20 protein-coding genes and 1 tRNA gene are annotated in these 20,078 nt (G+C 58.1%); 17 read left to right on the top strand and 4 right to left on the bottom strand.

The genetic code is table 11. The features are described 5' to 3' along the window. Positions 1-121: 121 nt before the first annotated feature. The 8 genes from ACESYO_RS02955 to ACESYO_RS02920 all read left to right on the top strand — a co-directional run bounded on the left by ACESYO_RS02955 (position 122) and on the right by ACESYO_RS02920 (position 5,577). Positions 122-445, top strand: a complete 324-nt coding sequence (locus ACESYO_RS02955) for a cyclic-di-AMP receptor (RefSeq protein ID WP_058963416.1) — start codon at positions 122-124, stop codon at positions 443-445. Then, positions 445-1,344, top strand: coding sequence for a hypothetical protein (locus tag ACESYO_RS02950; protein WP_373209335.1), 900 nt, complete (start codon positions 445-447; stop codon positions 1,342-1,344). Before ACESYO_RS02955 ends, ACESYO_RS02950 begins: the two co-directional genes overlap by 1 nt. A gap of 101 nt (positions 1,345-1,445) precedes the next feature. After that, the gene (locus ACESYO_RS02945; RefSeq protein WP_058963414.1) at positions 1,446-2,294 is read left to right on the top strand and encodes a PSP1 domain-containing protein; all 849 of its coding nucleotides are present in this window, start codon (positions 1,446-1,448) and stop codon (positions 2,292-2,294) included. A gap of 156 nt (positions 2,295-2,450) precedes the next feature. Continuing rightward, the gene (locus ACESYO_RS02940; RefSeq protein WP_058963413.1) at positions 2,451-2,621 is read left to right on the top strand and encodes a DUF362 domain-containing protein; all 171 of its coding nucleotides are present in this window, start codon (positions 2,451-2,453) and stop codon (positions 2,619-2,621) included. Between the two features lie 162 nt (positions 2,622-2,783). Beyond that, positions 2,784-3,488, top strand: coding sequence for a tRNA1(Val) (adenine(37)-N6)-methyltransferase (locus ACESYO_RS02935; protein WP_283128911.1), 705 nt, complete (start codon positions 2,784-2,786; stop codon positions 3,486-3,488). A 39-nt stretch (positions 3,489-3,527) separates the two neighbouring features. Then, complete coding sequence (gene rsmI, locus ACESYO_RS02930) at positions 3,528-4,373, top strand: 16S rRNA (cytidine(1402)-2'-O)-methyltransferase (RefSeq protein WP_058963411.1); 846 nt, start codon at positions 3,528-3,530, stop codon at positions 4,371-4,373. Next, positions 4,370-4,858 (top strand): metallophosphoesterase family protein, encoded by a 489-nt coding sequence (locus ACESYO_RS02925; RefSeq protein ID WP_058963410.1) that lies wholly within the window; start codon positions 4,370-4,372, stop codon positions 4,856-4,858. The genes rsmI and ACESYO_RS02925 overlap by 4 nt, the downstream gene beginning before the upstream one ends. After that, entirely contained in the window at positions 4,852-5,577 is a 726-nt protein-coding gene (locus ACESYO_RS02920) for a biotin--[acetyl-CoA-carboxylase] ligase (protein WP_373209336.1), read from the top strand. Before ACESYO_RS02925 ends, ACESYO_RS02920 begins: the two co-directional genes overlap by 7 nt. A gap of 680 nt (positions 5,578-6,257) precedes the next feature. Here the strand turns inward: ACESYO_RS02920 and ACESYO_RS02915 are convergent. After that, positions 6,258-6,878: a nuclease-related domain-containing protein gene (locus tag ACESYO_RS02915; RefSeq protein WP_373209337.1), complete on the bottom strand. Its 621-nt coding sequence runs from the start codon at positions 6,876-6,878 to the stop codon at positions 6,258-6,260. Between the two features lie 160 nt (positions 6,879-7,038). Beyond that, positions 7,039-7,115: transfer RNA gene (locus tag ACESYO_RS02910), tRNA-Arg, on the bottom strand. A 708-nt stretch (positions 7,116-7,823) separates the two neighbouring features. Between ACESYO_RS02910 and ACESYO_RS02905 the strand changes: the two genes are divergently transcribed. From ACESYO_RS02905 to ACESYO_RS02865, 9 genes are all read left to right on the top strand, one after another. Next, positions 7,824-8,741, top strand: a complete 918-nt coding sequence (locus ACESYO_RS02905; protein WP_058963407.1) for an ABC transporter permease — start codon at positions 7,824-7,826, stop codon at positions 8,739-8,741. A gap of 15 nt (positions 8,742-8,756) precedes the next feature. Continuing rightward, complete coding sequence (locus ACESYO_RS02900) at positions 8,757-9,809, top strand: ABC transporter permease (protein WP_443983735.1); 1,053 nt, start codon at positions 8,757-8,759, stop codon at positions 9,807-9,809. A gap of 18 nt (positions 9,810-9,827) precedes the next feature. Then, positions 9,828-10,832, top strand: a complete 1,005-nt coding sequence (locus ACESYO_RS02895) for an ABC transporter ATP-binding protein (RefSeq protein WP_058963406.1) — start codon at positions 9,828-9,830, stop codon at positions 10,830-10,832. Further along, positions 10,829-11,842: an ABC transporter ATP-binding protein gene (locus ACESYO_RS02890; RefSeq protein WP_058963405.1), complete on the top strand. Its 1,014-nt coding sequence runs from the start codon at positions 10,829-10,831 to the stop codon at positions 11,840-11,842. The genes ACESYO_RS02895 and ACESYO_RS02890 overlap by 4 nt, the downstream gene beginning before the upstream one ends. A gap of 172 nt (positions 11,843-12,014) precedes the next feature. Next, the gene (locus ACESYO_RS02885; RefSeq protein WP_373211190.1) at positions 12,015-12,200 is read left to right on the top strand and encodes a hypothetical protein; all 186 of its coding nucleotides are present in this window, start codon (positions 12,015-12,017) and stop codon (positions 12,198-12,200) included. Further along, positions 12,197-13,870, top strand: a complete 1,674-nt coding sequence (locus tag ACESYO_RS02880) for a peptide ABC transporter substrate-binding protein (RefSeq protein WP_283129461.1) — start codon at positions 12,197-12,199, stop codon at positions 13,868-13,870. Before ACESYO_RS02885 ends, ACESYO_RS02880 begins: the two co-directional genes overlap by 4 nt. Before the next feature lie 440 nt (positions 13,871-14,310). Further along, on the top strand, positions 14,311-16,155 hold the full coding sequence (locus ACESYO_RS02875) for a peptide ABC transporter substrate-binding protein (protein WP_077138498.1): 1,845 nt from the start codon (positions 14,311-14,313) through the stop codon (positions 16,153-16,155). Positions 16,156-16,311: 156 nt separating this feature from the next. Beyond that, on the top strand, positions 16,312-16,557 hold the full coding sequence (locus tag ACESYO_RS02870; protein ID WP_373211188.1) for a hypothetical protein: 246 nt from the start codon (positions 16,312-16,314) through the stop codon (positions 16,555-16,557). 16 nt (positions 16,558-16,573) lie between these two features. Then, entirely contained in the window at positions 16,574-18,382 is a 1,809-nt protein-coding gene (locus ACESYO_RS02865) for a peptide ABC transporter substrate-binding protein (protein WP_373209338.1), read from the top strand. Positions 18,383-18,448: 66 nt separating this feature from the next. Here the strand turns inward: ACESYO_RS02865 and ACESYO_RS02860 are convergent, their stop codons facing one another. Next, positions 18,449-19,492: a hypothetical protein gene (locus ACESYO_RS02860; RefSeq protein WP_373209339.1), complete on the bottom strand. Its 1,044-nt coding sequence runs from the start codon at positions 19,490-19,492 to the stop codon at positions 18,449-18,451. Beyond that, the gene (locus ACESYO_RS02855) at positions 19,489-19,965 is read right to left on the bottom strand and encodes an RNA polymerase sigma factor (RefSeq protein WP_283129568.1); all 477 of its coding nucleotides are present in this window, start codon (positions 19,963-19,965) and stop codon (positions 19,489-19,491) included. The genes ACESYO_RS02860 and ACESYO_RS02855 overlap by 4 nt, the downstream gene beginning before the upstream one ends. Positions 19,966-20,078: the final 113 nt, after the last annotated feature.

Raw genomic sequence — 20,078 nt, 5'->3', positions numbered from 1 at the left:
GCTGCTTTTGTGGTAATTTGAAAAACGTCGTGCTATAATTAGAAAAACAGGCCCATGTTTTATGCGCCGGGTGGAATCGCTGCCCAAACTGCGCGGGCCTGCCGAAAGGGGAACTGCTGTTATGAAAATGATCACTGCCATTGTAAATAAAGAGGACTCCAAGAACGTATGTAACGAGCTCATCAAGGCGGGCTTCTCCGTTACCCGTTTGTCCACCACCGGCGGATTTCTGATGGCTGGCAATATGACCCTGATGATCGGTACCGATGACGAAAAGGTGGACGAGTGCATCGGCCTGATCTCCAAGTGCTGCAAGCAGCGCACCGAGGTTGTGCCCAGCACCGCCAGCTATGGCATCGGCGTGGCCACTGCGTATCCGCTGCAGGTCACCGTGGGCGGCGCCACCGTCTTTGTGACCAACGTGGAGCGCTTCGAAAAGCTGTGATGCTGGATGCGTTTCGGGGCAATCAGGCCCTGAAAGAAAGTTTGCAGGCCGCCCTGCGCGCAGGGCGGCTTTCTCATAGTATTTTGCTGTGCGGCGAGGCGGGCTGCGGTGCGGGGTTTGCTGCCCGCTGCCTTGCTGCCGATTACCTCTACCCGGAGGGCGGTGCTCAGGCGGATGCCGTGCTGGAAGGCCGGGCCGCCGAGTGCATCGAGGTGCGGGGCGAAGGTGCTTCCGGCGAGATCCGCATCGATGCGGTGCGTCAGGTGCGCCGCAAGGTGTTCGAGACCGCGCTGTCTGCCAACGGGCGGGCGGTGATTTTTTACGGCGCGCAGAAGATGAACGCCTCCAGTGCCAATGCGCTGCTGAAGGTGCTGGAGGAACCCCCGGAGGGGGTGCTGTTTGTGCTCACCGCCACCAGTGCGGCGGCAGTGCTGCCCACCATCCGCAGCCGGTGCGCCATCTATCCCATCGCCCCGGTCACCCGGCAGGAATGTGTGAGCTGGCTGCAAGAGAACTGCCCGGACTGTAAGGACCCGGAGCTGCTGGCTGCCGTGTACGATGGCCACATCGGACGGGCCGCGGCTGCCGCCCGGGAGTCGCAGGCGGCCCAGAGCTTCGAGACTGCCTGCCAGCTGGCTCAGGCAGTGGCAAAGGGCGACCATTACCGGCTGATGCAGCTCCTGGCCGGATACGAAAAGGACAAACCTGCCGCTGCCCGCTTGCTGGCAGATCTGGCCAGCGTAGCCGCCGCCGAGCTGGCGGGGGCCGGGCGCTTTGGTATGAGCGCCCACCAGGCAGCCCGCACTGCCAGTCAGTGCGGGGAAGCGCTTCAGAATATGAACCGCAACCTGAATCAGAAGCTGCTGCTCACCCTGCTGGCGGCGCGCATCGCCCGGTGAGCTCTTCCCTACCCTTTTGAACCTTTTGCCCAAACCAAAGCCGCAGGCAAAAGACGTGACACCATCCGCCCGGCGCGGCAGGGCAAAGTGAGAAACCGACTATGAAAAAAGTGATCTCCGTTCGTTTTAAAGCAGGCGGAAAGGCCTACTATTTTGACCCGGCGGATCTGGATGTAAAGACCGGCGACCATGTGATCGTGGAAACTGCCCGCGGCATTGAATGCGGCGAGGTGGTGGCCGGCCCCAAGGATATTCCGGACAGCCAGGTGGTGCGGGAGCTGAAAACCGTCAAGCGCATGGCCGACGCGGTGGACATCCGCCGTATGGAGAAAAACCGGGCCGACGAAAAAACCGCCTTCGAGATCTGCACCCAGCGCATCGCCGCCCACAAGCTGGAGATGAAGCTGGTGGAAGCCGAGTACAATCTGGATCGCACCAAAATCGTATTTTATTTCACTGCGGACGGCCGCATTGATTTCCGGGATCTGGTCAAGGATCTGGCGGGCGTGTTCCACACCCGCATCGAGCTGCGCCAGATCGGCGTGCGTGACGAGAGCAAGATGCTGGGCGGTCTGGGCATCTGCGGCCAGCCTTTCTGCTGCAGCCGCTTTCTGAAGGATTTCCAGCCGGTGAGCATCAAGATGGCCAAGGAGCAGGGCCTGAGTCTGAATCCCACCAAGATCAGCGGCAGCTGCGGCCGGCTCATGTGCTGCCTGGCCTATGAGCAGAAGGCCTACGAATATCTGAACAGCATCACCCCCATGAACGGCAGCGTGGTGCGCACCCCGGAATTTGAGGGTGTTGTGGTGGAGGCAAACCCGGTGAGCGGTATGCTGAAGGTGCGGCCGCTGAACGAGTCGCTGGCGCCCAAGTATTTCCGGCGCAGCGAATGCGTCTATCTGCGGGGCGGAAAACGGGCTCCCAAGGCGCCGGATCCGGAGCAGGACTGAGTCTGAAAATCCAGGGCAACCACTTGAACTTTTGTAAATTTATGCTACAATAAACCCAAGAAAGAGTTCGCTCTTTCAGGGCCGCGCTGCATTCTCTGCACGGATGGGGCGCACCGCGCCTGAGGAAAAAGTGCAGAGATAAAGGAGAGATAAAACATGGCTTACTCTATCAACGATTCTTGCGTTTCTTGCGGCACCTGTGCCGGCGAGTGCCCTGTCAGCGCTATCAGCGAGGGCGACGGCAAGTACGTGATCGACGCTGACAGCTGCATTTCCTGCGGCACCTGCGCCGGCGCTTGCCCTGTTGGTGCGATCGAAGAGGGCTAATCTGCTCTTTTTGCACTGGCAAAGAACAAAAAGTGGCGTGGCTTTTTGGCCCGCCGCTTTTTTGTTGTGGGCCATGTTTTTAAAAAGCAGGGGAAAACCGCCGGCTTCATGTGTCGAACCGGCGTACACTCCCCTTATTTTTGTTTCAGGGAGCGTTTTTCTATGGCACATTCCGCCGAAACTTTGTATAATGGGACCAAGGTGTTTATCAGCGAAAATCATCGCTTCGGAACGGACGCCATGCTGCTGTCCGGCTTTTGCCGGCCCCGGCGGGCAGAACGGGCGGTGGATCTTTGCAGCGGCTGCGGCATCGTGGCGCTGCGCTGGCACGATCTGGGCCACCGGGGGGAATGCCTGTCGGTGGAGCTGGATGCCGAGGGCACCGATCTGCTGGAGCAGGCGGTGGCGGAGCAGCCGGAATGCGGCCATATCCGCCCGCTGAACCGGGATCTGAACGAGCTGAAGGCGGATGGCGGCTATCATCTGGTGGCGGCCAATCCTCCCTATTTCACCGGGGGCTATGTGAGCCCGGAGGCCGCCCGCGCCACGGCCCGTCATGAGGGTGGTTGTACGCTGGAGCAGGTGGCAGCCGCGGCGGCACGCCTTCTGCGGGATGGCGGGCGCTTTGCGCTGTGCAACCGGCCGGAGCATCTGGCCCGCACCTGTTGCATCCTCAGTGCGGCAGGGCTGGAGCCAAAGCGGCTGGTGTTTGCCAAGCAGACCCCGAAGGATGCCCCCTGGCTGTTCCTGCTGGAAGCACAGAAAAACCGAAAACCCGGCCTTCGTTTTGAGCCGGATATCTATATGGCGGACGAAACCGGCCGCCCCAGCCTGCAGCTGCAGGCCATCTACCGGCAGGGCATGTGATCACATCGCCGCCGGATGCAACCCAAGGAGGAGCCAGTTATGGCCGGAACACTGTATATTGTGGCAACGCCCATCGGAAATCTGAATGATATGACCCCTCGGGCGGCCGCTACCTTCGGCAGCGTGGATTTTGTTGCCGCCGAGGATACCCGCGTTACCCTGAAGCTGCTGAATCATCTGGGGCTGAAAAAGCCGCTGGTGAGCTATTATGAGCACAACAGCAAGGAAAAAGGCCAGTATATTCTGGATCGTATTGCCGCGGGCGAAAGCTGCGCCTTGTGCAGCGATGCGGGCATGCCTGCCATTTCGGACCCGGGCGAGGAGATCGTGCGGGACGCGCTGGCCCAGGGCATCCCGGTGGTGCCGGTCCCGGCGGCTTCCGCCTGTGTCACGGCGCTGGCGGTTTCCGGTCAGGATACCAGCCGCTTTGTGTTTGAGGGTTTTCTGCCGGTGGCGGCAAAGCCCCGCAAGCAGCGGCTGGAAAGCCTTGCGGGCGAGACGCGCACCATGATTTTTTACGAAGCGCCCCACAAGCTGCGGGGCACGCTGGAGGATCTGGAAAAGACCTTTGGCGGGCAGCGAAGCATTACCCTGACCCGGGAGCTGACCAAGCTGCATGAGGAGATCCGCAAGACTACGCTGGAGGAGGCCTGCGCCTACTATCAGGAGAATGCGCCCCGGGGTGAGTATGTGCTGGTGGTGGCAGGCGGTGAGGCCGAGACCACGCCGCAGGAGCAAATTACGCTGGAACAGGCCGCGCAGGCAGCGCGCAGACTGATGGAAGAAGGCATGCCCCCCAGCGCGGCGGCCAAAAAAGCAGCTCAGGGCACGGCCTTTTCCAAAAGCCAGGTCTATCGCCTGCTGATCAAGGAGGATGAGGAATGAAAGAGATTCTGATTTTATCCGACAGCCATGGCTGTTATCCGCTGGTACAGAAAGCGGTGGAGGCGCAGCCCCACGCCAGCGGAATCATTTTTCTGGGCGACGGGTTAAAGGATATTGAGCGCCTGCAGGCCGAGGGCTGTACGCTTCCGGTGTATGCGGTGCGGGGAAACTGTGATTTCTCTTCGCTTTACCCGGCGGAGGCACTGGAGGTATTTGAACACAACCTGATCTTCTTCTGCCATGGGCATCATTACGGGGTCAAGTATACGCTGGATGATTTTGCCCGGGCGGTGAAGGATCGGGGCGCGGCCATCGGTTTGTTCGGCCATACGCATCTGCCCACGCTGGAAGAGCGGGACGGCGTGACCCTGTTCAATCCGGGCAGCATTGGCGCACCCCGGTTTGGCGGGCCCAGCTACGGTCTGCTGCAGCTGTATGAAAACGGAGAAGTTAAACTTCAGCACAAGGAACTGATTATATGGTAACCGCTCCCCTCTTTGTTTCCCAGGCGGACAGCACCAACAGCTGGTGCCGCCGAAAGCTAGAGCAGCTGCCGGATGGCTTCGCGGTGTATACCACCTGTCAGACTGCCGGACGTGGCCGCCGCGGCCGGGCCTGGGCAAATGCGCCGGGCCAGGGGCTGTATTATACGGTGGTGTGCAAACGACCGATGGCAGACCCGGCGGCGCTTCCGCTTGCAGCCAGTCTGGCTGCAATGAATGCGCTGGAAGAACAGGTGGGAATACGCTGTCAGGTGAAATGGCCCAACGATCTGATCTGGCAGGGCAAAAAGCTGGGTGGCATTCTGTGCGAAGCGGCCCAAGGGGCGATTCTCTGTGGCATCGGGATCAACCTGATGCAGGATGAGGCGTATTTTGCCCAGAATGGCCTTGCTCACGGTGTTTCGGCGGTGCAGATTCCGGGATGCAGGATGAATGAGAACACCCCTGAGGCGCTGGCACAGGCGCTGAGCGAGGTGTTTTCCGATGGGATGGAACTGTTTTACCGACAGGGCTTTGCGGCGATCCGGCGGGAATATCTGGCCCGATGCGCCAATCTTGGCCGGCATGTGAATTTTGACGGCGGAGAAGGCCGGGCGGTGGATGTGGACGAAGCGGGCCGGCTGGTGGTAAAGACCGAAGCGGGCACCCAGGCGGTATTCACCGGCGAGGTGACCGTGCAGGGCATCTACGGCGCAGAATAAAGGAAAAAGACAGCCCATGGATGGGCAGCAGGAAAACGTGCTGCCCATCCATGGGCTGTTTTGTTTTTGGTATGAGGTTTGTATTTGTCGGCCCGAGGGGCGGAAAAGGCAACTGGAGGTGTTCGCTGAGGAAAACCGGGTGCGAACCAGCAAACGTGTGTAATTTCGCTGCCGGTCGGGTAGGCAAAAAGGGTGCTGGCGGTACTTGCTGAGGAAAACCGGGTGTCAATCAGCAAACATGTGTAATTCCGCTGCCGGTCGGGTGGGCAAAAAGGGTGCTGGTGATACTTGCTGAGGAAAACCGGGTGCGAATCAGCAAACGTGTGTAATTCCGCTGCCGGTCGGGTAGGCAAAAAGGGTGCAGGCGGTACTTGCTGAGGAAAACCGGGTGCGAATCAGCAACCGTGTGCGATTCCGCTGCCGGTCGGGTAGGCAAAAAAATTCCCCTCCGTGCTTGCGGACCACGGAGGGGTGTAAGGGGTATCGCTTTGGTGTGAGGAGGAATCATGTACAGAACATCGGTTGCGGCTCCGCTGTTCTGTGATTCTTAGTATACCCACAAGTTGCGGAAGAAGTTTTAAAGCACTATGAACATTTTGTAAATTGCGGTACAGCCAAAATTTGGGCAGAAAAAGAAAAGCCGGCACGCAACTGCGCACCGGCTGAAGGAGCTGCTGAACTTACTTTACGCTGAGCGCGGCGGCCACCGGCTCCACCTCGACCTTTTTGTCCTCTTCAAAATGAACGGACTTTAAATAGGTGGAGAACTGCTCGATGGTGTAATGCCCGCAGGACCGGGGCAGCGCCAGCTGGGTCTTTTTGCCGGTGAATACAACCACGGTCTCCACCGGAACATTCTTGATCTTTGCCTCAAACAGCGCCTGGCGCACAGCGCGGGCGCTCTGTTCGGCACGCTTCAGGGGGTTGGTAAATACCCGGCGCTGGCCGTTCATTTCCTGTACCCACTCGGAATCGGAAACCTGACCGTAAATGGTTCCGCCGTATCCCAGGCATTTCACACCCAGAACACCGAACCAACCTACCAGCAATGCGTCCAGATCTGCGCTGATCTTGTCGTTGCCGATCTGTACCGGCTCCACCACACGGAATTCATTGGTGGCTGCATACCGACGCAGCTGCCGCAGCACCGCCTCGGCGTTTTCGTGCTCATCGTCCGGAATGGGGCCGGCCTTGGCCGCTTTTTCGGTTTTGCGCGCGGGGCTCAGCAGATATACGGCAACGCCGAAAATCACCACTACCACCAACACCGCGGCGATCTGAATGATCAGTTCAGGGGTCATGATCGAAACACTCCTTTTTCATGGCACGGTTCGCCGCGCCTAATGTTTCTATTGTAGCAAAGCCGCGCCCCAATTGCAACGGCCCCTGTCCCCGGCGGATGTCTGCGCAATAACCGGAAAAACAAAAGAACCTGCAAGCTTTTCAGCCTGCAGGTTCTGATGGTGCGCTGGAAGGGATTCGAACCCCTGACCTTCTGATTCGTAGTCAGACACTCTATCCAACTGAGCTACCAGCGCATCTCGTTTGCAACCGTCTTGTGCGGTGCAAGAAATATATTATCAGATTCCTTTTCGATTGTCAACGCTTTTTTTGAAATTTTTTAAATTTTTTTGCGGGGTCTCAATTTGGGCCCTTTTGCTCTGCCCTTTCCTCTCTGTTTTCGGATCAACGGCCTCCTTATATCAGATCAAGAAAGCGGCCCCGGCCAAAACTGCTTCGGAAGTTTTTATGGAAGCGGGAGGGCTGAGAAAGAAAGGAATGTGGGTTTTCATCCTTTTTTCACATTTTTGCCCGTTCCGCGCGGCAGGAACTGTCGTCAGCAAGCAAACACCTCGCTTTTTGTGCAGAATGAAAAAATATGTACTTCACATGAATACAAATTCTGCTCTTATGCTACTATAATAAAGACAAAAAGATATGCAGTGGCTGGGAAAATGGCCTTGGAATGGGAAAAGAAGGCCTGATTTTCAAAGAAATACAGCGAAAATTTGAAAAAGAGCGTTGACAAATTTAGTAGAATAAAGTAGTATATATTTTGTATCTGTGTACGCGCAGTCCCCGAGATCATCGAACAAACAACACGGCGTTCTCAGCAAACGCACAGCCAAAAGGCTGTGTGCCGGGGGCGCTTGTTTTTGAGAGACGGTCAGTTCTGCGCGTATTTTGATTCGAGCGTTTACCCGCAGCGCGCGGGCAAAGGTTAAAGATGATAAGGAGTGAAAGAGATGGTAAAATACGCCATCAAGCGCATCGCCATGGGTCTTCTGAGCCTGTTCATCGTGGCGACCCTCACCTTTTTCCTCATGCAGGCCGTTCCCGGCGGTCCCTTCATGTCGGAAAAAGCCATCAGCGCCCAGGCTATGGCCGCGCTGGAAGCAAAATACGGCCTTGACCAACCGGTCATGGTGCAGTACAAGAATTACCTGGTCAACGCCCTGCATGGCGACTTCGGTCCCAGCCTGAAGCAGCGCGGCCGTGACGTGAGCGACATCATCGCCACCAAGTTCCCGGTCTCTGCCCGTCTGGGCGGCGCCGCTGTGGTGGTTGCTCTGGTTGTCGGCATCCCCATGGGCTGTCTGGCTGCCTATCACCGCGGCAAGTGGGCCGACAACCTGATCATTTTCTTTGCCACCTGCGGCATCGCGGTACCCAGCTTTGTTACCAGCTCGGTGCTGATCTATACATTCGGTTCAAAACTTAAGCTATTGCCAACCATCGGCCTGGACTCGCCGGCTTCTTACATCATGCCGGTGACCGCTCTGGCCTTCTATCCCACCGCCTACATCGCCCGCCTGATGCGTTCCAGCCTGCTGGATGTTATGGGCCAGGATTACATGCGTACCGCACGCGCCAAGGGTGTTTCCGGCTTCAAGACACTGTTCAAGCACGCTCTGCGTAACGCCATCCTGCCCGTTGTCACCTACGTGGGCCCCATGCTGGCCGGCCTGCTGGTTGGTTCCTTTGTTGTGGAAAAGATCTTCACCATCCCCGGTCTGGGCCGTGAGTTCGTTTCCGCCATCACCAACCGCGACTACATGATGATCATGGGCACCACCATCTTCCTGGCGGCTCTGGTCATCGCCATCAACGTGGTCGTCGATATCCTGTACAAGATCATCGACCCGCGCATCAAGCTGAAGTAAGGAGGATACAGAAAAATGGATATGAAAAAGAATCCTTTGAGCTTTCAGCTGGACCTGAAGCCGGAAGATTTTCTGCCCGCCTCCAAGGATGAGCAGGAAAGCCTGGTGGTCATGCGCGAAAGCGTGAGCTTCTGGAAGGACGGCCTGCGCCGTTTCCGCAAAAACAAGATCGCCATGGTAAGCCTGGTGGTCATCCTTATCATCATGTTCTTCGCCTTTATCGTGCCCATGTTCTACCCCTACAGCTACGAACAGCAGGTGCGCGGCAGCGAGAACCTGGCTCCCATGGAGTATTCTGCCCAGGAGCTGGAGCGCATCGCCGCCGGTGAGAGCGTGTTCCCCCACATCGCGGGTACCGACAAGCTGGGCCGTGACTACGCCATCCGGCTGATGATCGGCGCCCGGATCAGCCTGCTGGTTGGTATCGTGGCCAGTGCCATGATCCTGGTTATCGGCTCCATCTATGGCTCCATCTCCGCCTTCTTCGGCGGCTGGGTGGATATGATCATGATGCGTATCACCGATATCATCTACACCATCCCCGATATTCTGCTGATTATTCTGCTGGGCTTCGCCCTGAAAGCGCCTCTGGAGAGTCTGGCTGCGATGCCCGGCTTCGGCTGGCTGCAGACCCTGGGCCCCAACCTGGTCAGCATCTTCATCGTGTTTGCGCTGCTGTACTGGGTCAGCATGGCCCGTATCGTGCGCAGCCAGATCCTGACCCTGAAGGAAGCGGAATACGTCACCGCTGCCCGGGCTCTGGGCGCCTCCAATGGCCGCATCATCAAAAAGCACCTGCTCACCAACTGCATCGGTACCCTGATCGTTACCACCACCCTGCAGATCCCCTCGTCCATCTTCACCGAGAGCTTCATGAGCTTTTTGGGCATGGGCGTTGCGGTTCCCCTGCCCAGCCTGGGCAGCCTGGCTACTGATGCGCTGAAGGGCATGAACACCTATCCTCACCTGCTGTTCCTGCCTGCTGCCATCATCAGCATCATCATCCTGAGCTTCAACCTGCTGGGCGACGGCCTGCGTGACGCCTTCGACCCGAAGCTGAAAAACTAACGAAAGGAGAAGCGAACCATGAGTGATCTTTTGCTTGATATCAAAAACGAACGCCTCTCCTTCTTCACCCCCGCGGGCGAGGTGAAGGCACTGAACAATGTGTCCTTCTCCATGAAGCAGGGCGAGGTTCTGGGCATCGTGGGCGAGTCCGGTTCCGGTAAGTCCGTTACCGCTTACTCTCTGATGGGCCTGACCGCTTACCCCGGCAAGCTGATCGGCGGTGAGCTGCGTTTCAACGGCCACGAAGTGGAAAAGATGACCGAGAAGGATTTCCGCAAAATGCGTGGTGAAGAGATCTCCATCATCTTCCAGGACCCCATGACCAGCCTGAACCCGGTGTACACCATCGGCAATCAGATTGTGGAAATGGTGCGCCTGCACACCAACAAAAACAAGAAGGAAGCCTATGCCCGCGCCAAGGAGCTGCTGGAGCTGGTGGGTATCAACGAGCCCGAACGCCGCCTGAAGCAGTATCCGCACGAGCTGTCCGGTGGTATGCGTCAGCGCGTGATGATCGCCATCGCTCTGGCCTGTGAGCCCAAGCTGCTGATCGCCGACGAGCCCACCACCGCGCTGGACGTGACCATCCAGGCCCAGATTCTGGAGCTGATGATGGAGCTGCGCAAAAAGCTGGGCATGAGCATCATCATGATCACCCACGACCTGGGCGTCGTGGCCAGCATGTGCGAGAAGATCGCCGTTATGTACGCCGGTAAGATCGTGGAATACGGTACCACCGACGAGATCTTCTACAATCCCAAGCACGAGTACACCAAGGGCCTGATCAACTCCATTCCCAAGCTGAACCAGAAGGAGAAGGAGCGTCTGGTGCCCATCGAAGGCAGCCCTGTGGACCTGCTGAATCCTCCGGCCGGCTGCCCCTTCGCGCCCCGCTGCAAGAGCTGCATGAAGATCTGCCTGCGTCAGATGCCTCCGCGCACCGACCTGAGCGATACCCATTACACGCAGTGCTGGCTGCTGCAGAAGGCCGAGTTTGAAGCCAAAGGAGGGAAAGCCGAATGAGCGAGCAGAAAAAACTGGTTGAGGTTCAGCATCTCCAGCAGTACTTCAATGCCGGCGGCTTCGGTAAAAAGCGCCGTTACGTCCAGGCTGTGGACGATGTGAGCTTCTTCATCAACAAGGGCGAGACCCTGGGTCTGGTAGGTGAGTCCGGCTGCGGCAAGACCACCACCGGCCGTACCCTGCTGCGCCTGTATGAGCCCACCGATGGCCGTATCATCTATGACGGCAACGTGATCTACGATTCCGGCAAGCTGCCCGATTCTGAAAAGAAGATCGCGGTGGACATGCTGCCCTATCGCCGCAAGATGCAGATCGTGTTCCAGGATCCCTATGCTTCTCTGGACCCCCGTATGACCATCGGCGATATCGTGGGCGAAGCCATTGACATCCACAAGCTGGCTGCCAACGACAAGGATCGCCACGACCGCATCATCAGCATGCTGCAGCGCGTTGGCCTGAACTCTGAGCATGCCAACCGCTACCCGCACGAGTTCTCCGGCGGTCAGCGTCAGCGCGTGGGTATCGCCCGCGCTCTGGCGGTGAACCCTGAGTTCATCGTGTGTGACGAGCCTGTTTCTGCGCTGGACGTGTCCATCCAGGCTCAGGTTGTCAACATGTTCGAGGATCTGCAGAGCGAGATGGGTCTGACCTATCTGTTCATTGCCCACGATCTGAGCATCGTGAAGCACATTTCCAACCGCATCGGTGTTATGTATCTGGGCAAGCTGGTGGAGCTGGCCGACAGCTACGAGCTCACCTTCCACAGCGTGCATCCCTATACCCGCAGCCTGATTTCTGCCATTCCCATTGCGGACCCCAAGGCCGCACGGGAATCCAAGCGTATCGTGCTGGAGGGCGATGTGCCCAGCCCGCTGAATCCCCCTTCCGGCTGCCGTTTCCGCACCCGCTGCCCCTATGCGGATGAGCAGTGCGCCTGCGAGGTGCCCGAGTTCAAGGAGGTTTCCTCCGGCCACTGGGCTGCCTGCCACCACCTGGATCGGGTGAAATAAGTGCATTTCAAGAATCCCCACTGCATTTGCAGTGGGGATTCTTTTTTGTACCCGCGCTTATTGCGGCGAAAAAGTTACAAATGATTTTGCAAAAACCGGGAGTTTTTGTCCAAACAGGGAGAAACTGTCGCGCAATTGCTGCAAAAAGATGTGGCAATCCCGTGAAAAAATCATGAAAAAAGACAAAATTTTTACAAAGACAAAAATACACTTGCACTTTTTTGGGATAAAGTGCTACAATGTTACCAAGCCAATCGCAGCGGACACAATTGTTCGCAGTGAAAAAACACTTCGCTCCGGCCCTTGCGGGGCAGAGCGGAAAAGGGTAAAACCAAATTCAGGAGGAAAGCAACCATGAAAAAGATGTTAGCTCTCGTGCTGGCTGCCGTGATGGCGTTCAGCATGGCTGCCTGCGGCGGCGGCTCCGGCTCCACTGCAACCAGCGGCGCTACCAGCACCGATTCCACCGCGGCCAGCGGTTCTGCCACTGCCGCTACCGGCGTTACCGTTCAGGTAGGTCCCAACCCCGAGACTCTGGACCCCGCGCTGAACAGCGCCATTGACGGCGCCAACATGCTGATCACCGCTTTCGAGGGCCTGCTGATTGTGGACGAGAACAACCAGGTTCAGCCCGGCCAGGCCGAGAGCTATGAGGTCAGTGAGGATGGCCTGACCTGGACCTTCCACCTGCGTGAGGGCCTGAAGTGGTCTGACGGCACCGATCTGGATGCCAACGACTTCGTGTATACTTACAAGCGCGTTGCGGATCCCAACACCGCTGCTCCCTATTCCGCCACTGCCGTGGGCATGATCGCCGGCTATGAAGAGGCCATGAACGGCAATCCCGACGCTCTGCAGGTTGAAGCTCCCGATGCTCTGACCTTCGTGGTACACCTGAGCTACCCCTGCACCTACTTCGATAAGCTGGCTGCCTTCGCTACCCTGAGCCCCGTGCAGCAGGAGACCATCGAAGCCAATGGCGATTCCTGGGCCACCGCTCCCGAGACCTACGTCTCCAATGGCCCCTACTACATGACTGAGTGGACCGTTGGTCAGCAGATCGTGTTCAGCAAGAACCCCTACTACAAGGGCGGCTGGGACACCAGCAAGATCGTTTCCGAGACCATCACCTTCCTGCTGATGGAAGACTCCACCGCTGCTTACACTGCCTATACCACCGGCCAGGCCCAGCTGATCAAGGACGTTCCCACTGAGGAAATCCCCAGCCTGACCAAAGCCGAGGATGGCGGCGACTTCTATGTTGATCCCATCATGGGCACCTACTACCTGAGCATGAACGATCAGGTCGAGCCCTTCAACGATGTGAATGTACGTAAGGCTCTGAGCCTGGCCATCGACCGTGAGTATGTTGCCAACACCCTGATGCAGGGCACCTACTCCCCCGCTTACAAGCTGACCGGCCCTGGCATCACCGATGCTGACGGCAGCTCCTACATGGATAATTCCGATTACGATGTGATCCCCACCGATTACGAGGAAGCCAAGAAGCAGGCTCAGGAGGCTCTGGCTGAGGCCGGTTACCCGAACGGCGAAGGCTTCCCCACCATCACCTACTCCACCAACGATTCCGGCTACCACAAGGCCGTGGCTGAGTACCTGCAGCAGTGCTACAAGGATGTTCTGGGCATCAACCTGGAGGTTGAGGTTGTAGAATGGTCCTCCTTCACCCCGCAGCGTCGTGCTGGTGACTACCAGATGGCCCGTAACGGCTGGGTATTCGACTACAACGATCCCTCCAGCATGCTGGAGCTGTTCATGACCGGCAACGGCAACAACGATGGTAAGTACTCCAACGCCGAATACGACGAGATGATGGAGAACACCAAGATCGCCGATAAGGACGAGCGTTTTGCCAACCTGCACGCCGCTGAGAAGATCGCCATGGAAGATTACGCAATGATCCCCCTGGCCTTCTACAATGACTTCTGGCTGCAGAGCTCTTCCCTGAAGGGCAGCTGGCACAGCCCCTACGGCTACTGGTACCTGCAGTACGCCTACGTTGAGTAAGGCTGTATGAGCTTCGGCTCTTCCAGAGAGCAAAGTTTCTCTGTTCAACACACAGAAGAAAAAGACCCCGGATGCTTCCGGGGTCTTTTTCTGTTGTGAAGCAGGATTGTAGCCTTTGTCCATTTGGACAAAGGATTGTGAAAGGTGCATAAGTTAGAACATGTTCTGAAACATAGAAAATACAGGTTGACGAACAAAAGAAACAAAAAAGTTACAAACCGCACATACCCATTGCACTTTTTTGGGGTAAAGTGCTACAATCCGAATAAACACCCAAGAAATTTGAATATTTATTCAAACATTCAATGGGGAAAGGCTGCTGCCCGCATCTGGAATCTGCGGGAAAAACAGCAGCCCGCAGCCGGAAAACGAGCTTACCGCGGAGCGCGTAACCGGCCGCAGGAGAAACTTTGCAAACTGCTTGAGGAGGAATACCAATTATGAAAAAAGCCTTGTCTCTGGTGCTGGCTGCCGTGATGGCATTCAGCCTGGTGGCTTGCGGCGGCAGCAGCTCTTCCACTGCCAGCGCCGGCAACGCCGGCTCCGCTTCCGGAAGCGCCACCGCCAGCAATGTGACCGTACAGATCGGCCCCAACCCCGAATCCATCGACCCGGCGCTGAACAGCACCATCGATGGCGGCAATATGCTGATCACTGCCTTTGAGGGCCTGCTGATCGTGGACGAGAACAATCAGGTTCAGCCCGGTCAGGCCGAGAGCTGGGAGGTCAGTGAGGACGGTCTGACCTGGACCTTCCACCTGCGCGAGGGCCTGAAGTGGTCCGACGGCACGGATCTGGACGCCACCGATTTTGTGTATACTTATAAGCGCGTTGCCGATTCCGACACCGCTGCTCCCTACTCGCAGACCGCCGTGGGCATGATCGCCGGTTACGACGAAGCCATGGCCGGCAATCCGGATGCTCTGCAGGTGGAAGCGCCTGATGCCAACACCTTCATCGTGCACCTGAGTTACCCCTGCACCTACTTCGACAAGCTGGCTGCCTTCGCTACCTTGAGCCCCGTGCAGCAGGAGACCATTGAGGCCAACGGCGACGCCTGGGCCACCTCTCCCGAGACCTACATCTCCAACGGCCCCTACTACATGACCGAGTGGACTGTGGGCCAGCAGATCGTGTTCAGCAAGAACCCCTACTACAAGGGCGGCTGGGACAGCGATAAGATCGTGACCGATACCATCACCTTCCTGCTGATGGAGGACTCCACCGCTGCCTACACCGCTTACACCACCGGTCAGGCCCAGCTGATCAAGGATGTTCCCACCGAGGAAATCCCCAGCCTGACCAAGGCCGAGGATGGCGGTGAGTTCTATGTGGATCCGGTTATGGGCACCTACTATCTGACCATGAACGATTCCATCGAGCCCTTCAACGATGTGAATGTGCGTAAGGCTCTGAGCCTGGCCATCGATCGTGACTACATTGCCAATACCCTGATGCAGGGTACCTACTCCCCCGCTTACAAGCTGACCGGCCCCGGCATCACCGATGCGGACGGCAGCGCCTACATGGACAAGTCCAGCGGCGAGTGGATTCCTGAGGATTACGAGACCGCCAAGGCCATGGCTCAGCAGGCTCTGGCTGATGCCGGCTACCCGAACGGTGAGGGCTTCCCAACCATCACCTATTCCACCAACGATGCAGGTTACCACAAGGCTGTGGCCGAGTATCTGCAGCAGTGCTACAAGGAAGTTCTGGGCATCAACCTGGAGATCGAGATTGTGGAATGGTCCTCCTTCACCCCGATGCGCCGTGCCGGTGACTACGAGATGGCCCGTAACGGCTGGTCCTTCGACTACAACGATCCTTCCAGCATGCTGGAGCTGTTCATGACCGGCAATGCCAACAACGACGGTCAGTACTCCAACCCCGAGTTCGATGCGATGATGGAAAACACCAAGATCGCCGACAAGGAGCAGCGTTTTGCCAACCTGCACGCTGCTGAGGAGATTGTCATGGCGGATTACTCCATGATCCCCGTGGCCTACTACAACGACTTCTGGCTGCAGAGCCCGGATCTGCAGGGCACCTGGCACAGCCCCTACGGCTACTGGTACCTGCAGTACGCTTACATCGGCGAGCCCGCTGAGGACACCACTGCCGAGAGTGAGAGTGTAGCCGACAGCACCGCTGCTGAGAGCGTCGCTTCCGAGGCCGCTTCTTCTGAGGCTGCCGAGAGCGCCGTGAGCGAGACTGCCGAGAGCGCTGCTTCCACGGAAGCTGCTGCCAGCGAGGGTGCCGAAAGCGCCTCCGCCAGCGCCGCCTGATTGGGCACGGAATACAAACACCAAAAAGAGCCCCGCAAACGCGGGGCTCTTTTTTCATACCAGCTGGCCTGTTGGCAAAAATCAGCACTCCTCTTGTTCAAACAAACAACGAGTTGTGAAAACTATATAAAAGAGGTGTGAAAAAAGAATCTTTCGGTGGAGAACTTTTCCAGAAAAGAAAACAAATTTTTTACAATTTTACAAGAGTCATTGAGCTTTTTTGGGCTAAAGTGCTACAATGCGTTCAAGACACCCGCTGCGCGCCGTGTATTTTATGAACAGACAAACAGCGGGGCCGGGGTTTGTATCTGGAACCTGCAAACCCGAAAAACGGCATGTGTGTTTGCCGGTTCTGCCTCTTCCGGGGTTGAATCGGCGCAGAGAAACTTTGCTTATCTGTAAGAGGAGGAACCGCAACATGAAAAAAGTGTTAGCACTGGTGCTGGCCGCTGCCATGGCGTTCAGCATGGTCGCTTGCGGCGGCAACAAGACTGCCACCAGCGGCTCTGCCGAGGGCACTGCCACCGGCAGCAGCAATGTGACTGTTCAGCTGGGCCCCAACCCTGAAACCCTGGATCCCGCGCTGAACAGCGCCATCGACGGCGGCAACATGATCCTGACCGCTTTCGAGGGCCTGCTGATTCTGGACGAGAACAACGAGATCCAGCCCGGCCAGGCTGAGAGCTACGAAGTGAGCGAGGACGGCCTGACCTGGACCTTCCACCTGCGTGAGGGCCTGAAGTGGTCCGACGGCACCGACCTGGATGCCAACGATTTCGTTTACACCTATAAGCGTGTGGCCGATCCCGCCACTGCCGCTCCCTACTCCGCCACTGTGGTGGGCATGGTTGCCGGCTACGACGAGGCCATGGCCGGTAATCCGGACGCTCTGCAGGTGTCTGCTCCCGATGCCAACACCTTCGTGGTGACTCTGGCTCATCCCTGCACCTACTTCGACAAGCTGGCTGCTTTTGCCACCCTGAGCCCCGTGCAGCAGGAGACCATCGAGGCCAACGGCGATTCCTGGGCCACCTCTCCCGAGACCTATGTCTCCAACGGCCCCTACTACATGACTGAGTGGACCGTGGGCCAGCAGATCGTGTTCACCAAGAACCCCTACTACAACGGCGGCTGGGATACCAGCAAGATCGTTACCGACACCATCACCTTCCTGCTGATGGAGGACTCCACCGCGGCTTACACCGCGTTCCAGACCGGCCAGGCCTCTCTGGTGCGTGACGTTCCCACCGAGGAGATCCCCAGCCTGACCGGCACCCCCGAGTTCCATGTGGATCCCATCATGGGCACCTCCTACATGAGCATGAACCTGCAGAACGAGCTGTTCCAGGACGTGAACGTGCGTAAGGCCCTGAGCCTGGCTCTGGACCGCGATTACATCGCCAACACCGTGCAGCAGGGCACCTACCTGCCTGCTTACGAGCTGACCGGCCCCGGCATCACCGATGCGGACGGCACCACCCCCTACATGGACAACTCCAACAAGGAGTGGATCCCCACCGATTACGAGGAGTCCAAGAAGCAGGCTCAGCAGGCTCTGGCTGACGCCGGCTACCCCAATGGCGAGGGCTTCCCCACCATCACCTACACCACCAACGATTCCGGCTACAACAAGGCTGTTGCTGAGTACATGCAGCAGTGCTACAAGGAAGTTCTGGGCATCAACCTGGAGATCGAGATCGTGGAATGGTCTTCCTTTACCCCGCTGCGCCGCGCCGGTGACTACGAGATGGCCCGCAACGGCTGGGTATTCGACTACAACGATCCCTCCAACATCCTGGAGCTGTTCATGACCGAGAACGGCAACAACGACGGTAAGTACTCCAACCCCGAGTTCGACGAGCTGATGAACAACACCAACATCGCCGACGTGGAGCAGCGCTTTGCCAACCTGCACGCTGCTGAGGAGATGCTGATGGGCGACTACGCCATGATCCCCATCGCTCACAACAGCGACTTCTGGCTGCAGAGCACCGATCTGCAGGGCACCTGGCACAGCCCCTACGGCTACTGGTACCTGCAGTACGCCTACATTGGCGAGCCCACTGAGGACACCACTGCCGAGAGCGAGAGCGTAGCCGACAGCACCGCCGCCGAGAGCACCGCTTCCGAGACCGCTTCTTCTGAGGCTGCTGAGAGCGCCACCTCCGAGGCTGCTTCCTCCGAAGCTGCCGAGAGCGCTTCCGCCAGCACCTCTGCTGCCGCCTGATTTGGCATCAAAACAAATCAAAGGACCTGCCCAAACGGGCAGGTCCTTTTTTGTCTGTTCAGGGAATTATGAAGTGGTTACCGGGATGACTGCTTCCCCGATGGTGATGCTTTCGATGGTATCCAGCGGAAGGATTCGGTCAAATACGCCGCTGATCTCGCAGCGGGTGCTTTCCCCTTCCGGTCGAATACCGCCGCCAAAGCCGGTCAGATCGATTTGGCTGCCGTCGGTGAGGGTAAGATAGACCGGCTGCGGGGTAAGGGCGCTGTCCGGTGTGCCGGAGCTTTCGTTTTCGCGCTGCTGCAGCGGTGTGTTTACCGTGTAGTCGATTCGCAGAGACAGCGGCGAGATGGACACGCTGTTCAGCACGGCGGTTTCTCCGTTTACGGTGAAGCTCTGCCCGCCGGCCAGCTCCAGCGAACTGTCCTCAAAGGCAAAGTCGAACCGCAGCTCCCAGGTGCCCCGGGCCAGAAGTGCCGCATCCTCGCCGATTCCCTGCTTCAGGTCGGTCAGGCGCACGGTGGCGGTGCCCGGCTTCAGCGGGGCATCTGCGGTGAGCAGCTGCACGAACTGGACGGCATTGTCGGTGGGGTTCTCGTCAAAGAACCAGGCGGTGCCATGTGTGCCGCCCGTATGTCCCACGTCGCTGTCCCATTCTCCGAAGCGAAGCGCCAGCGCTCCATCCCGGTTGGGGTCCGGGTCCGCAGTGATGGGCGCACCGTCCTCCCGATAGAGGGAATAAACGATGGCGTAGCTGTAAGTGTCGCCGATGATGGCGTCGGCCTGGACGGTTACCCCGTCCACGGTGGTGCGGGCGTCCAGCGGGTGGCTGATCCGGTCGATGATTTCGGTCTGGGCAGGTGCAGTGCCGAACACTGCGCCAAAAGCGTCGGCTGCGGGTTTCAGAGCGCCACTGGCGGCCGCGCCCAGACAAAGGGCCCCGGCAAAAGCTGCCGCCGCACCCAGTGCGCAGACCCGACGCAGCGGGATGGCCCGCCCTTTGGAGGGCTGGGCCGATTGAGCGGATTGAGTCATCAGGCGATCAATCATTTCCTGTTTCTGCTGTGGGGAAAACCGCAGCTCGTTCATGGCGTCCTTATAGGTTTTCATGCCAGTTCCTCCTGTTCCAGCAGGGTACGCAGCCGCGCCCGGCCCCGGTTCAGCCGGGTGGAGATGGTGGCCGGGTTTTCTCCCAGCAGCCGGGCGATTTCCTTTGCGGCGTAACCCTCATAATAGTACAGATAGATTACCGCCCGGTACTTGGGCGGCAGCAGCTGCACGGCGGCCAGCAGGCTTCCCTCCTCCGCCGGTGGGGCGGGTACCGGTGCGGCCTCATCCATGGCCACGGTGGTGCGTCGCCAGTGGCTCTTCAAAAGATCTTTGCAGGCGTTGGCGGTGGCACGAATGATCCATGCTTTTTCATGTTCCGGGCTTTCAAAGCTCCGGGGGCTGGTGAGCAGCTTGAGAAAAACGGTCTGGCAGATGTCCTGTGCGTCGGCGGTGCTTTTCAGGTAGGTATAGCTCAGCCGGAGGATCAGGTCGGAATAGGTATTTACCAGCCGCTCTGCCTGGCGGCGGTCCATGGGAGGATTCGTATCGCTCACTTCCTTTGCTGTGGTGTGGAAAAGCGCTTTCACCGGGAATACGACTGAGAGGGCGCGGATCTTTCAGTAAAAATAAAAAAATGCCCACTGGA

This window comes from Allofournierella massiliensis (assembly GCF_964241245.1).
Classification (GTDB): Bacteria; Bacillota; Clostridia; order Oscillospirales; family Ruminococcaceae; genus Allofournierella; species Allofournierella massiliensis.
Note: the sequence above shows the minus strand (reverse complement) of the source record. Positions and strands in the feature narration are given on the sequence as shown.